This window comes from Aeromonas sp. R2-4, from assembly GCF_040908365.1.
GTDB lineage: Bacteria > Pseudomonadota > Gammaproteobacteria > Enterobacterales > Aeromonadaceae > Aeromonas > Aeromonas veronii.
In genome coordinates, this window is the sequence record NZ_JBFODO010000013.1 from 69256 (window position 1) to 82901 (window position 13646).

14 protein-coding genes are annotated in these 13646 nt (G+C 57.5%); 3 read left to right on the plus strand and 11 right to left on the minus strand.

Going from position 1 to position 13646, the window contains the following annotated elements; translation table 11 throughout:
* Window positions 1-23: 23 nt before the first annotated feature.
* The 4 genes from AB5Z05_RS05640 to dinB all read right to left on the minus strand — a co-directional run bounded on the left by AB5Z05_RS05640 (window position 24) and on the right by dinB (window position 5114).
* Complete coding sequence (locus AB5Z05_RS05640) at window positions 24-653, minus strand: alpha/beta family hydrolase (protein ID WP_368150445.1); 630 nt, start codon at window positions 651-653, stop codon at window positions 24-26.
* Window positions 646-1566: a transcriptional regulator GcvA gene (locus AB5Z05_RS05645; RefSeq protein WP_005338622.1), complete on the minus strand. Its 921-nt coding sequence runs from the start codon at window positions 1564-1566 to the stop codon at window positions 646-648. The genes AB5Z05_RS05640 and AB5Z05_RS05645 overlap by 8 nt, the downstream gene beginning before the upstream one ends.
* A 284-nt stretch (window positions 1567-1850) precedes the next feature.
* Window positions 1851-3992, minus strand: a complete 2142-nt coding sequence (locus tag AB5Z05_RS05650) for a methyl-accepting chemotaxis protein (protein ID WP_368150447.1) — start codon at window positions 3990-3992, stop codon at window positions 1851-1853.
* Between the two features lie 66 nt (window positions 3993-4058).
* Entirely contained in the window at window positions 4059-5114 is a 1056-nt protein-coding gene (gene dinB, locus AB5Z05_RS05655; protein WP_236302897.1) for a DNA polymerase IV, read from the minus strand.
* Between the two features lie 131 nt (window positions 5115-5245).
* Between dinB and AB5Z05_RS05660 the strand changes: the two genes are divergently transcribed.
* Window positions 5246-5452 (plus strand): hypothetical protein, encoded by a 207-nt coding sequence (locus AB5Z05_RS05660; protein ID WP_368150449.1) that lies wholly within the window; start codon window positions 5246-5248, stop codon window positions 5450-5452.
* Window positions 5453-5563: 111 nt separating this feature from the next.
* Here the strand turns inward: AB5Z05_RS05660 and AB5Z05_RS05665 are convergent, their stop codons facing one another.
* On the minus strand, window positions 5564-6124 hold the full coding sequence (locus AB5Z05_RS05665) for a DJ-1 family glyoxalase III (protein WP_019445897.1): 561 nt from the start codon (window positions 6122-6124) through the stop codon (window positions 5564-5566).
* A gap of 37 nt (window positions 6125-6161) precedes the next feature.
* Window positions 6162-7115 carry a ketopantoate reductase family protein gene (locus AB5Z05_RS05670; RefSeq protein ID WP_201932744.1) on the minus strand — a complete coding sequence of 318 codons (954 nt, stop codon included), beginning with the start codon at window positions 7113-7115 and terminating at the stop codon, window positions 6162-6164.
* A gap of 200 nt (window positions 7116-7315) precedes the next feature.
* Between AB5Z05_RS05670 and AB5Z05_RS05675 the strand changes: the two genes are divergently transcribed.
* Window positions 7316-7798, plus strand: coding sequence for a YajQ family cyclic di-GMP-binding protein (locus AB5Z05_RS05675; protein ID WP_005338634.1), 483 nt, complete (start codon window positions 7316-7318; stop codon window positions 7796-7798).
* A 107-nt stretch (window positions 7799-7905) separates the two neighbouring features.
* Here AB5Z05_RS05675 and AB5Z05_RS05680 read toward each other — a convergent pair whose 3' ends face one another.
* From AB5Z05_RS05680 to AB5Z05_RS05700, 5 genes are all read right to left on the minus strand, one after another.
* Window positions 7906-8727, minus strand: coding sequence for an outer membrane protein OmpK (locus tag AB5Z05_RS05680; protein WP_005338635.1), 822 nt, complete (start codon window positions 8725-8727; stop codon window positions 7906-7908).
* A 156-nt stretch (window positions 8728-8883) separates the two neighbouring features.
* Window positions 8884-10263: an MFS transporter gene (locus AB5Z05_RS05685; RefSeq protein WP_043819027.1), complete on the minus strand. Its 1380-nt coding sequence runs from the start codon at window positions 10261-10263 to the stop codon at window positions 8884-8886.
* A 173-nt stretch (window positions 10264-10436) separates the two neighbouring features.
* Complete coding sequence (locus AB5Z05_RS05690; protein WP_042053243.1) at window positions 10437-11024, minus strand: peptidylprolyl isomerase; 588 nt, start codon at window positions 11022-11024, stop codon at window positions 10437-10439.
* Window positions 11025-11026: 2 nt separating this feature from the next.
* Window positions 11027-11611: a YajG family lipoprotein gene (locus tag AB5Z05_RS05695; RefSeq protein ID WP_005349692.1), complete on the minus strand. Its 585-nt coding sequence runs from the start codon at window positions 11609-11611 to the stop codon at window positions 11027-11029.
* A 17-nt stretch (window positions 11612-11628) separates the two neighbouring features.
* The gene (locus tag AB5Z05_RS05700) at window positions 11629-12762 is read right to left on the minus strand and encodes a methyltransferase (protein WP_111899933.1); all 1134 of its coding nucleotides are present in this window, start codon (window positions 12760-12762) and stop codon (window positions 11629-11631) included.
* Window positions 12763-12966: 204 nt separating this feature from the next.
* Here AB5Z05_RS05700 and AB5Z05_RS05705 point away from each other — a divergent pair, with 204 nt between their 5' ends.
* Window positions 12967-13281 carry a BolA family transcriptional regulator gene (locus AB5Z05_RS05705; protein ID WP_042053239.1) on the plus strand — a complete coding sequence of 105 codons (315 nt, stop codon included), beginning with the start codon at window positions 12967-12969 and terminating at the stop codon, window positions 13279-13281.
* The last annotated feature ends 365 nt before the right edge of the window (window positions 13282-13646 follow it).

Consider the following 13646-nt stretch of genomic DNA (forward strand, 5'->3'; position numbering starts at 1 on the left):
GCAATAAAGCCAACCCTCTCGTGCTATCCATGCCGGGCCACAAAATGGCTGATGGCCGCCGCTGCATGCTGCATATTATCCTGCTCGCTCACGCCACTGGCTTTTCGCGGTTTGAAACCATGATCACCATCGGTCAACCAATGGACCGATACGGCGGGTGAGAAGGGGAAATCGGCCAGTTCAGCGCGACTACCGAAGGTATCGCGCTCCCCCTGCAACAGCAGGGTTGGCACTGCAATATGCTTGAGTACCTCGCCTCGCCAGCTGTCGGGCTTGGCCGGAGGGTGGAAAGGATACCCGAGAATGAGCAATCCTGCAGCATTCATCTCACCCTCGCCTTCGCTATACAGTTCCGCCGCCATCCGCCCGCCCATCGACTTGCCCGCCAGAAACAGCCGTGGATGGGCAAACTCGCGGATCATGTCGCGCCAATGGGCGAGCAGCACATGTGCTCTGTCCGGCGGACGGCGCTTGCCATCCTGTGCTCGCTTGGTCATGTAGGGAAAGTTGAAGCGCACCACTTCGATGTCGGGGCCAGCCAGCAGACGTGACATCTCGGCAAGAAAGACATGATCCATCCCCGCGCCTGCCCCGTGGGCCAGCAAAATGCGAACGGGGGCATCAACTGCCCCCTCGCGGATCACCTCATGCATCGGCGAGCCTTGCCCTGCGACGCGCCTCTTCCTGCTCCACCAACTCCAGCATCCAGTCGCGGAAGGCAACGATCTTACCCTGATCCGATTGTTGCTCCTGGCACACCAGATAGAAGGCATTTTTGCTCACCAGCACCTGCTCGAACGGGCAGATAAGGCGGCCGGCCTCAATCTCGGGCTGAGCCAGCACGCTGTGGCCAAGCGCCACCCCCTGGCCGTGGATCGCCGCCTGGATCACCATGGTGGAGTGGCTGAAGATGGGCCCCTGATTGACGTTAGGTGCATCGATATCGAGCTGGCGGAACCAGGCCTTCCAGTCGCGGCGGGAGGTATCGTGCAGCAGGGTATGAAGTGTCAAATCTTGCGGCGTACGCAGCGGTTTGGGCCCGGTCAGCAGCAAGGGGGAACAGACCGGGATCAGGTATTCGGTATGCAGCTTGTCCGAGCGCAGACCCGGCCAGTTTCCGCGCCCGTAGTAGATGGCCACATCCACATCGTCGGTGAGCGACCCTTCGTCGAGATCGACCGCCTTGATCCGCACGTCGATATCGGGGTGGCGCTCGCTGAACTTGACCAACCGCGGCACCAGCCACTGGATGGCGAAACTCGGCTGCAAACTGACAGTCAACGCCCCCTTGGCACTGCGGGCCAGCAGCTTGTCGGTCGCCTCAGAGATGGAGGCAAAGATGTCCTTGATATCCAGGAAATAGCCCTGCCCCTCTTCGGTCAGCAACAAGGAGCGGTTTTTGCGGCGGAACAGCTTGATGCCAAGATACTCCTCCAGCGCCTTGATCTGGTGACTGATGGCAGCCTGAGTCACAAACAACTCTTCTGCTGCGCGGGTAAAGCTTAAGTGACGAGCCGCAGCTTCAAACGCCTTGAGGGCATTGAGCGGGGGTAAACGACGAGACATGACACCAGCCGACGATGAGTTTTTCTAATGGGGCGCATTATAATTTGTCGGTTGCGGGTCGACCAGTGAATAAACATAATTCGCCCAGCAATCAGTCGTCATATGGCTCACATTTTCTAGTACGTGTTGGTTTACATGTGTTTTTAGTGAGCCTTTCGACTGTGATTGTGGTGTTGTGTTTCTTCCTCTGCGGGAAGAGGGGCTCAAATCTCACCGGTTTGACCCAGTCTGTCATCTGAATGTGTTTGGCGCCTCCAGCTGGATGGCGCCTTTTTTCATCCCTTCTATACCTTGAACTGCCCCACCAGCTGCTGCTGCTTGTCCGCCAGCGCAGAGAGCTCGCGACCATTTTCGGCGGAGGTCGCCGCCTCGGCACGAATGGTGTGGCTCACATCGCGAATGTTGCTGACGTTGCGGTTGATCTCGTCCGCCACCCGGCTCTGCTCCTGCGCCGCCCGGGCAATCTGCTCGTTCATCTGATGGATGGTGGAGACCGACTGGATAATCTGCTCCAGCACCTGCACCGAGAGATCCACCTTGGCGAGCGTCTCGTCAGCCTGACCATGACCATCTCGGATAGCCTTGACCACGGCGCCGGTACCGGATTGCAGTTGGCTGATCAGGGTCTGGATCTCGACGATGGCATTCTGGGTGCGACCGGCCAGATTGCGCACCTCATCGGCCACCACGGCAAAGCCACGGCCCTGCTCACCGGCCCGCGCCGCTTCAATAGCCGCATTCAGCGCCAGCAAGTTGGTCTGCTCGGCAATTCCCTGGATCACGATAAGAATGTCATTGATGTTGTCGCTGTTGGCGGAGAGCCGCTCCACCACCGGCTGGGCATCGTTGATAATGGTCATCAGCTTGCGCATCGCCTCCTGGGTGTCGGCAACGACATATTTGCCCTCTTGCGCCGCGGCATCAGTGGTGTTGGCAGCCGCCACCGCCGAGCCGGCATTACCGGAGACCTGCAACGCTGTGGCGCTCAGCTCTTCAAATGCCGTCGCCACCAGATCGATCTCCTGATACTGGGCCTGCATGCCGCTGCTGGTGCGCTCGGCCACTTGCGCGGCTCGCTCGGCACTGTTACGCGTACCGGAGACGGTATCAATCACCTGACTGATGGTGGATTGCAACTTGTTGAGGAAGCTGTTGAACCACTTGGCCAGCTCGCCGATTTCGTCTTGCCGCTGGATCTCGATACGCTGGGTCAAATCCCCCTCACCGCTGGCGATATCCTTGAGGCGGGCAACCACGGCGCGGATGGGCGCCACAATCTGGCGCGCCATCAACCAGATAAAACTCAGGGCCACCAGCGAGACCAGCACTCCGATTGACAGCTGCGAGACCACGCTGCGATTGGCTTCACTGGCCAACTCATCTTGCAGTTGCTGGGCCGAAGCCAGTACTACGGCCCGTGGCAATTCAATGTAGATGCCCCATTTACGGTCGGTGCCACGCATGGATACCGGGACAAAAGTCTGCAACAAGGCGCCGTCGCTGCTCCAGCGAGTCAGCTCCTGCCCCTGACTGAGCCAGCCTTTCAGCTCGCTGGCCAGCACCTGATACTTCTGATCCAGCCCGCGCCCCATGGTCACATCGAACTCATCGGCTCCCGCCACGCGCCCCTCGTGACTGACCAGCAATATTCTGCCCTTGCCGTCATAGAGCTCCTTGTCCATGGTGCTGACCAGACTCTGCAAAGTAGCCAGCGAGATATCGACCCCGACCATCCCCAGCAAGGTCTCCTGCTCCAGCAGCGGGACCGTCACCGAGGTCATCAATATCTGTTTATCGCCCACATCGTCCAGGTAGGGCTCCAGCAAGCAGAGGGCACGGGTGCGAATACTGCAGCGATACCACTCGTTTTCGATTCCACCAGCCTCGGTCGGGCTTTCATCGGCCAGTACATCCTCATTCTGCACTTCCGGTTCTATCTTGCCGTTGTCATAGGCCCAGTAACTGGAAAAACGCCCCTTGTCGTTGGAACCCAGCGCCGTTGAGCCCTGATAGTTGCTGTCTTCCCCATCCAGCTGGTCAGGCTCGAACACCGCATAGACACCAAGCAGATTGGTCGATGAGGCAACGGCATCGTGCAGTTGCTGATTGACGGCGCTGCGCAGCGCCTCCGAATGGACAAAGTTCTCGGCCGCATTCTTGCGCTGGAACAACACGCTCTCCGCCAGCAAACTGGCGCGGAAATAGGCCTCATCGAGATAGCTGGTCACCTTGGCCGCCTGCTCCGAGCCCATCGCCTTCATCCAGTTTTCGGCAGACTGCTGCGCCTCGTGCATGGTGGCTTGCCGCACCTGCTGTTGCATCTTGTTCGCGTTGTAAATCGAAGAAGCAACCAGAGCGGCGGCTGTCACCAACAGACAGCAACCGGCGATCAGGGTAATCCGACCCTGGACAGAAAGAGCGCTCATGCCAATATTCCTACGTCATACAGATATGGATAGATTATCGACTTTATAAACAAAAACTTAACTCTCTCACAGCAAATCCAGCGAGAGTTGATTAACTTCACCCTCTTTTGGCAAACCCACCACCAAGCCCAGCAGGCGAACCGAACGCCCTTGCGCCCGCTGTAGCCCCTCTTTGAGCAGGGGAACGAACAAGGCTGGCTGATAGCCACCCTGACTGCGATAGACAGTGGTCTGGTGGAAGTCGGCAAACTTGAGTTTAATCCCCTGCCCCATCACCTGCTCGGCAGGGCACGCCAGCTGAAATCGCCGCTCAAGCTCCGGCAACAGTTGCTGCAATACCGTCAGGCAGGCAGCTTCGTCACAAACATCGCTCGCCAAGGTGGTCTCCACCCCGATGGTTTTGCGGATCCGGTGTGCCTGCACCGGCTGTTCATCCAGCCCCCAGATCCGGGTCGTCAGCATCTCTCCCAGCTTGCCAAAACGGCTGCACAGCTCTTGTGCCGACAAGGCCCGCGCATCCTCACAAGTGTAAAGCCCCTGCGCCTCCAGCCGCTCGGCAGTCTTGCTCCCCACCCCGGGCAGTTTGCCGAGGGGCAACTGGCAGACAAATTCAGCCACTTCGTCGGGACGAATGACAAACAGACCATCAGGCTTTCGCTGCTCCGAGGCGAGCTTGGCGAGAAACTTGTTGGGGGCCACTCCGGCCGAGGCGGTCAATCCCAGTTCGGAGACGATGGCTTGCCGGATCTCTTGCGCCATGAGGGTGGCGCTGCCGCCAAAACAGCGACTGTGGGTCACGTCGAGGTAAGCCTCATCCAGCGACAGCGGTTCAACCTGATCGGTATAGCGCAGGAAAATGGCCCTGAGCTGACGGGAGATATCCTTGTACACCGCCATTCGCCCAGGGATCAGTACCAGCGGCGGGCAGAGTTTTTTCGCCAGCGCGCTCGGCATGGCGGAGCGCACCCCGAACCGGCGCGCCACATAGTTACAGGTCGAGATGACGCCGCGCCGCTCGGAGGACCCACCGATGGCAAGCGGCACCTCCCGCAACGCCGGATTGTCCCGCATCTCCACCGCGGCAAAAAAGCAGTCCATGTCGATATGGATGATCTTGCGCATACCACTGTATAAATAAACAGACATGGCATCATCTTACCCCAAGGATAACCGCAACTCTATCTCTCTTGTTGTGGCTAAAATAGTAGACTCCAAGGAGACCTTTACTACCACAATGACAAGGAGCGTTCGGGATGAAATATCTTTGGCTGGGGCTCTGTTTGCTGCCGTTGACCGGCATCGGCAAGAACAACCCGACGGCAGAGTGCCGCTGGCTGTACGACCGGATTGAGATACTGGAACAGGCCATCAAGAAAGGGGACACACTCGGCACAGAGCAAGAGTTGTCTCTCTGGCGTGAAGAGTTTCGCAAGAAGAAGTGCAAACAGTACGACTACTGAGCCGGACAAGATGGCGTGACCGACAACGGCAAATAACAAGCGGGCCCCGATCAAGATGATCGGGGCCCGTTTTTCAAAGCGTGACCAGCTTGATTCTGCAGCAGAGTGTGCTCAAGGCAGCACCATAGGGCCAGCCACGGCGGTAGCCACATCATCCCCGCGCAGCACCCGCACCAGTTCCAGCGCAAACTCGATGGCGCTGCCCGGCCCCTGGCTGGTGATCAGGCGATGAGCCTCATCTCTGACGACCCGCTCATGTGACAGCTGCGATGTCGGTAGTCGGGACTGAAAGCCGGGATGACAGGTGACGATGGCACCATCCAGCAGCGCGTGATGTTGCAAGAGCACCACAGGGGCGGCGCATATGGCAGCGCGCCAGCGGCCAAGAGCGGCCTGCTCTTTGAGCAGATCGATGGCCAGCGGGGTATCGCGGATCACTTCGCTGCCGGGCAGACCACCGGGTACCACGATGGCTTCAAAGTCCCGACGGGTCAGCTCGTCGATATGACAATCGGCCACCAGCTGCACCCCGCGCGACGCTTTTACCTGCCGGGATCCGGCAGGGCAGCAAGAGGCCAGCACCACCTCGATGCTGGCGCGCACCAGGGTATCGACAATGGCGACCGTCTCTATCTCTTCCGACCCGGGGGCCACCAGCACCAGTACACTCACGTTCGCCTCCTTGCAGCTTGCTCTGCCATGTAGAAGATCAGACGGCCTGACTCTTCTCTTTGATTGCCTGATAGAGACCCTGATTGACCGGTACGGCGATGCCATGCCGGGCTGCCTTGGCCAGCAGGAAGCCGGTGATGGCCTCAATCTCGGTCTCGCGTCCCAGCTCCATATCCTGATGCATGGAGGAGTAATTGTCAGCGGTCAGTTCCACCACTGTCATCACCCGACGTTGCAACTCCTCTGCCGTGGTCGCAACTCCTTCGGCACACATCACATCCGCCACTTCCACGCAGATCTGCTGCAGGGCATCGGCAAAACGGGGGCCAGCCAGCTCGCCATTTTTCAGCTTGTAGAGGGCCGTCAGGGGATTGATGGCACAGTTGATGGCAAGCTTTTGCCACTGGCGCGTCAATACCTGCTCATCCCAACCAGCCTGACCCAGTGCCAGCGCCAGCTCGTCCGCGAGCGCGGCATGGGCCTTGGCGGCATCGTTGATCGGGCCAAGCCAAGTTTCCCCCTTGCCAGTATGACGGAAGACAAAATGGCCGCACTGCATGGCGCCATGGCTGGTGACACCGGCAATCACCGGATTGTGCGGGAACATCTCGACCACCTGCTCGGCAATGCCCATCCCGTTGTGCAGCAGCACGATTGGCACGCCGGCATCCAGATTGCTCACCAGCGGTGTCAGTGCGGCAATCACCTGACTGGCCTTGGTCATCACCAGCAGACGCTGGATCTTGCCGGGTTTGCTGACAAATCCGCGCTCGATATTGAGCAGCTGGACATGCCCCTCCAGCGAGGTGAAATCGATCCCCGGATGGAGCGTGGACTTATGATGTTCGCGCAACAAGACACGGGTAGATTGACCACTCAGGGTCAGCAGGGAGGCAAAAACGCCGCCGAGGGCGCCACAACCCAACAGTGACCACTTCGGAGTAACGGGTGGAATAACGGGCTGTCGGGAATTTTTTAATCCGCTTGGCATGGTGTGACTCTGTCAGGGTAAGGGTTGCAATCCTCTCAACCTGTTACCGGGGATAAGTGAAGATGTCGCTGGTGGACACTAACGGGTCCACCCGTCCTGTGCGCTGGGGATTCTAGCAGAGCAACCCCATCAAAATCAGCAAATTTGCCCGTTTTCTGGTAGATTTGCCCCCCGATAACGCAACATGAGGAGCTCCGGCTATGCCGTCATTCGATATTGTCTCTGAAGTCAAAATGAACGAGGTGTTGAACGCAGTCGACAACGCCAATCGTGAACTGGCCACCCGTTTCGATTTTCGTGGGGTAGAAGCCAGCTTCGAGTTGAACAAGGAAGAGGTAAAGCTGGAAGCCGATGCTGATTTCCAGCTCAAGCAGATGGTCGAAATCCTGCGCGGTGCCCTGCTCAAGCGCAACATCGAAAACAGCTCCATGGAAGTGGGTGACTCCGTTCACTCCGGCAAGCGTTTCCACCTGACCGTCAAGTTCAAACAGGGGATCGAGAAAGAGATCGCCAAGAAGCTGGTCAAGCTGATCAAGGACTCCAAGATCAAGGTACAGGTCGCCATCCAGGGTGATGAAGTACGTGTCACCGGCAAGAAGCGTGACGATCTGCAAGAGACCATGGCACTGGTCCGTGGCGCCGAACTGGGTCAACCGATGCAGTTCCAGAACTTCCGCGACTGATTTATCCACTCAGCCGTGGCGCACTTGATGACTCGCGCCACGCTATCTAAATCGCGGCCATAAAAAAACCGGAGCAGATGCTCCGGTTTTTTGTACCCCAAGTTTTATTAGAACTTGTAGGTAACAGAGAAGTAGTGGCCGAAACCGGTAGTGTTCAGACCACCAAAGGCACCATTGTTGATACCGTAGATTTCGTTGAAGTACTTCAGACCGTAACCAACTGCGTAACGGTCGGAGTGCCAGTAGATACCGTGGAAAGTACCCAAACCGTTAGCACTCTGGTTGTTGTCGCCATGGATATCTTTATCAAACAGATAATCCAAGTAGCCCTGATAGGAGACGAAGCTGCCGTTGGAGAAGGTATAGAAAGGCTTGAACCAGTTCATGGAGAACTGATAACCGTTCCAGTCACCCTCTTCGGCCTTGAAGCCACTTTCGGTTGCATGGCGAGCATACAGGTTCATGCCAACTTTACCGAACCAAGGCACCTGTACATCAGCACCCAGACCGATCATGTTCTCCATCATGGAGTCATCAACGTTGTTCAGGGTAGCGATGTAGAGCTCTTGTACCGGGCCGAAGGAGAGATCTTTACCAGTCAGGGCATCCAGAGAAAGACGCGGGGCGAACTTCATGAAGATGTTCTGGCCATTGTGTTTGTCGCTATGGCTGCTTTGGAAAATATCGAACACATCGACATAGCCATACAGATCAAACATACCGGAACGACCACCGAATTCCATTTCCAGGTAGGTGTCGTTGTAGTCGCTGCCCATGTAAGGACGCTGGTCAATGGTATGCATGACGTTGAACTGCATCCATTTGAAATCATTCTTGTGGATATCACCGCTGTAGTCAGCAGCGAAGGCCGGGGTAGCGGCAGCAGCCAGCAGACCGGCAGCGATCAGAGTCTTGGTAAATTTGGCCATTTTATTGGTCTCTTGTGCGTTAGTTGAGGTTTTCCGTAGCCTGCCCACAAGGAGCGAGAGGGATTCTAATCAAATAAAATTGGGGGTGAAACAACTTCTCGGGAACTTTATCCGGAAGTGTGAATCTAATCACCCCCGATTCTACGCAAACGCTTGCTATTTGTCAGCCGTTGAGAGCAACTCACTCCCTTTTCTGGCGACAAGCACAATCAACAACAACACCGGCAAGCCCAATAAACTGGTTCCGACAAAGAAAGCACTGTAGCCAATCAGCTCCACAACCTGCCCGGAAAAACCGGCGAGCAACTTGGGTAGCAGCAACATTACCGAGCTGAACAGGGCGTACTGAGTGGCCGAAAATGCCACATTGGTCAGGCTGGAGAGATAGGTCACGAAAGCCGCGGTCGCGATACCGGCACTGAGGTTATCCAGCGAGATAATCAGGGTCAGCAGTTCCAGATTGTGGCCAACCTGATTGAGCAGGGCAAACAGCAGGTTGGTGCTGGCAGTGAGCAGCGCCCCCAAGAACAGGATGCGCAGCGTACCGAAGCGCATCACCAGCACGCCCCCCAGCGCAGCGCCCACCAGCGTCATGATGACGCCAAACACCTTGGTAATGGTGGCAACCTCGGTCTTGCTGAACTGCATATCCACATAGAAGCTGTTGGACATCACCCCCATCACCACATCGGCAACCCGATAGCAGGCGATCAGAGCCAGGATCAGCAGCGCCGAGCTGCCATAGCGACGAAAGAAGTCGGCAAACGGACACCAGACCGCCTCATAGCCCCAGGCCCCCGCACTCGCCAGCAGAGCTGGCCACCCTTTTTCCAGGAGCTGCGCCTTGCGTTCGGCCTGTTGTTTGCCCTGCTCGGCCAGATCGATATCCGGCTCGTGGCAAAACAGCGTGGTGATAACCCCGAGTGACATCAGACCCGCCATCACCAGATAGGTAATCTGCCAGCCACGATAGTCATAGCCGCTGTTGCTGCCAAACCACGCCGCCAGCGCCAGCGCACCGGCGCCCGCCATGATCATCGCCAGTCGGTAGCCGGTCATGTAAGAAGCAGCCATCGCCGCCTGCAGCCGCTCGGGGGCAGATTCGATGCGATAGGCATCGATAACGATATCCTGAGTCGCCGAGGCAAAGGCCACCAGCAGGGCAAACATCGCCAGCTGGGCCAGCTCGGTCTTGGGATCGCAGAACGCCATGCCGACCAGCGCAGCGGCAATCAGCAACTGGGAGAAGAACATCCAGCTGCGGCGACGCCCCAGCAGCGTGGAGAGCAACGGCAGCGGCATGCGATCCACCAGCGGCGACCACAGCCATTTAAAGCCATAGGCGAGCGCCACCCAGCTCATATAGCCGATATCGGTCAGGCTGACATCGGCCTCGCGCAACCAGAATGAGAGGGTACCGAACACCAGCAGCAGCGGCAGACCCGATGAAAAACCCATGGCAAAGAGAATAAACACCCGAAATTCGAGATAGACGGCGAGGGACTCTCTCCAGCTTGGTTTGCGGATCATGTTCAACTACCTGACGACTTTGGAAAAGTGCGTCATTTTGGCAGGTTGATGGCAGATAGCCAAGGCGAGCAAAGAGATAGGCAAAAGAAGTCCGGATAGAGAAAAGGCCCATCCCGAACGGGATGAGCCTTGTATTGTGGCATGGCGAGGGCGAGGTGACGAGCCGCGTCCGGCGAGAGTTACTTGCCCGCTTTCTTGTCGACTTTCTTGTCTGCCGGAGTTTCTGCCAGCAAGACCACCTTCTTCAGAATGATGGGACTGGTCGGCACATCGTTGGCACGCAGAATGGGGCTGTAACCGGTCTGTACCTGAGCCAGTTTGTCCAGCACCTCCATCCCCTGAACCACCTGACCGAACACGGTATAACCCGCAGAGCCACCGGCGTTGAGGTTATTGTTGTCGACCAGATTGAAGTAGAACTGGCGAGTAGCGCTGTCGACCGCCTGGGTGCGAGCCATGGCGATGGAGCCACGCTTGTTGGGCAGACCGCCACGCGACTCGTTGACCACAGGTTCATAAGTCGGCAGTTGCTGGAACTGCTGGTTGTAGCCCCCCCCCTGCACCACGAAATCCTGGATCACCCGGTGGAAAATGCTGCCGTCATAGCTGCCATCAGCCACGTAGCGCAGGAAGTTCTTCACCGTCTGGGGCGCCTGCTTGGACGCCAGCTCCACCACGATATTGCCGTGGTTGGTCTCCATTCTGACTTTCGGGCCCGCGAACGCCAGCGGGGCGATCAGCATGGCCAGCAACCAGAGTTTTTTCATCATCAGACCCCTGCACCGTTCGGTTGACCTTTCAGGTAACCGCGCAGCGCATCATCCGCCATGATCTGCTGCAGCACGCTACCCAGTTGCAGGTTCAGTGTAGACTCCAGGTCGGCCATGCTTGGCTCGCTCGGGCTCTCCTTGCTGGAGGACATGTTGAACTGCTTGGTCAGACGGTTGCCCTGGAAATCGGCGATCACCTGCAGGCTGACGCGGGACTTGGTGACATAGGTAAAGGTCTTCTCTTCCACATTGACTGCGGCGTTGGAGATCACCAGCGTCAGGTTGGTGGTGCCACTGTTGCCAACTTCCAGACCCTGGCTGCGCAGCCCTTCGGCCAGCCGCTCGGCCATCAGCAGGTTGAGCGGACGCTCACTGTTGACCAGCACGGGCGCTTTCTCTTTATGTTTGATAGAGAAGACATAAGCAGCCTCACGCTTGTCTACCCCTTCCATGGTGATGCGATTGCCAGAGTAGTATTGCTGGTTGGCGGGGATCACCTGCGGATTGAGCAGCGCCGTCTCCGGCCAATGAGTGGCACACCCGCCCAGCATCAGGGCGGCCAGCAGCAAGAGTGACTTTTTCATCATGGTTTCCTTTGGCTTTAGCGTTTGATGGCTTTCAAAATAACGAATTTGCTGTTCGACGCAACGACTTGTGCGTTGGCAAACAAGCGCTTGAGTTTGTTGTGATAGTCCAGATGACGGTTGCCTACTATCCAGAGTTCACCCCCTTGAGGCAACACCCGGTGCGCATCGCTGAACATCTGCCAGGCGATATGATCGGTGATCGCCTGCAGCTGATGGAAAGGAGGGTTGCAGAGGATCCGATCCGCCGAGCCGACCGCCACCCCGTCGAGACAGTTATTGACCATAAAGCGGGCGCGCGGCAGTGCATCGGGCAGATTGTGCTCGACGTTGAGCTGTGCCGAGGCGACTGCCATATAGGATTCATCGATAAAGGTCACCTCCACCTCGCTGTCTTTGGCGAGCAGCGACAGACCCAGCACCCCGTTGCCACAGCCCAGATCGATCACCTTGCGGGCACTGTGGATGGGCAGGTTGTCCAACATAAAACGGGCACCGATATCGAGACTGGTGCGCGAGAAGACATTGGCATGGTTGTGGATGAGCATGCCACTCCCCTCCAGCGGCCAGACAGTCGGGAAGGGGTTGGCCAGCGCGGGTTGTCCGGCCTGCGGCTCGCAGTGAATAAGGCGCGCCTTTTTCCAGGCCAGCGAGGTACGGGTAGGCCCCAGATACTTCTCGAACAACTTGAGGGTGGAGGTATGAATATCCTTCGCCTTGCCGGCAGCGATAACGCGGGTTGCCGGTGTCACCACCGCACGCAATGCCAGCAGTTGCTGCTCCAGCAGTGCCTGATATTTGGAGACCTTGATCACTACCAGAGCAGGAGCATCGGGCAGCGGCGCCAGCGCATCCTGCAAGCGGATACCACCCGCATCCAGTCCGTTTTCGGCCAGATTGGCCAGGGTCGCCCGCTCACTGATGTAGGAGTCGGTGACGCAGCAGGGGGAGTGCGGATGCAGATAGGCCGCCAGCGCGCCAAAACCGTCATTCATGATGATGACGGGGCCCGCCTGCTCGAGGGGAGACTCCGCCAGGGTGTTGATCAGGTATTCGTCAGCCGCATCCCAGGCTTGCAGGGTCTCCTGACTCTGGCGCGGATAGCGGTAGAGCGTGAGCTGGCAATGGGGAGTGTCGAGAAGGGTTTGCATAGGAAGAGTCCAACCTCGGCTTGATTCGTGTATACAGGCGCCAGGGGCGACGCAAAGTGGCGCTATTCTAGCGAGGAGCAGGAATTTCACCAGTTCGATGCGCATCAAGGGGGCAACTGACGGGTGATTTCCCTCTTACGGGGGCTTATTCCATCCCGCGACTGCCGATAGAATGGCCCGACATTCACTCTGGAAGCCGATCCGATGACCATCCAACAACTGATTGAAGCCAAGCTGACCGCAGCCCTCTCCCCCACCGTGCTGGAGGTGATCAACGAGAGCCACATGCACCGTGTGGAACCGGGATCTGAGAGCCACTTCAAGGTGGTGATCGTCAGCGAGCAATTTGCAGGGCAGCGGCTGCTGGCCCGTCATCGTCAGGTCAATTCGGTGCTGGCCGACGAGCTGGCCGGTGCCGTTCATGCACTGGCGTTGCATACCTACACCGAGACCGAGTGGCAGGAAAAAGGCCACGCCCCGCGCACCCCGAGCTGCGTTGGCAAACCGTCACTCTCCTGAAACCGGTTGTACCACAGGATTCTCCTCGAGAACCTGCCAACAAAAATTAAACATATTTCCCCCATTGGCCCCGAAAAGGCTACATCCAAGGGGGTATATTTCGGCATCAAGGCTTTTTGTTGATAGTGGAGACAACGGCAAATACCCCCATCGAGGTATCGAAATAAAAAAACCTTTAAAACCACTACTTACAAGGTGTCGGGGGCTTATTCATTGCAGGTTAATTTTGTGATGGCACGGGGATTTTGCCCATTTGGCATGGCAGAAAATGCACCTTAAGTGGTAAACTCAAGCGCTTTTGAGTGAGCCTGCATGTTGAATAATTGTTGAGCCTGCCCACCTGGCGCAACCACAACATCAACTCA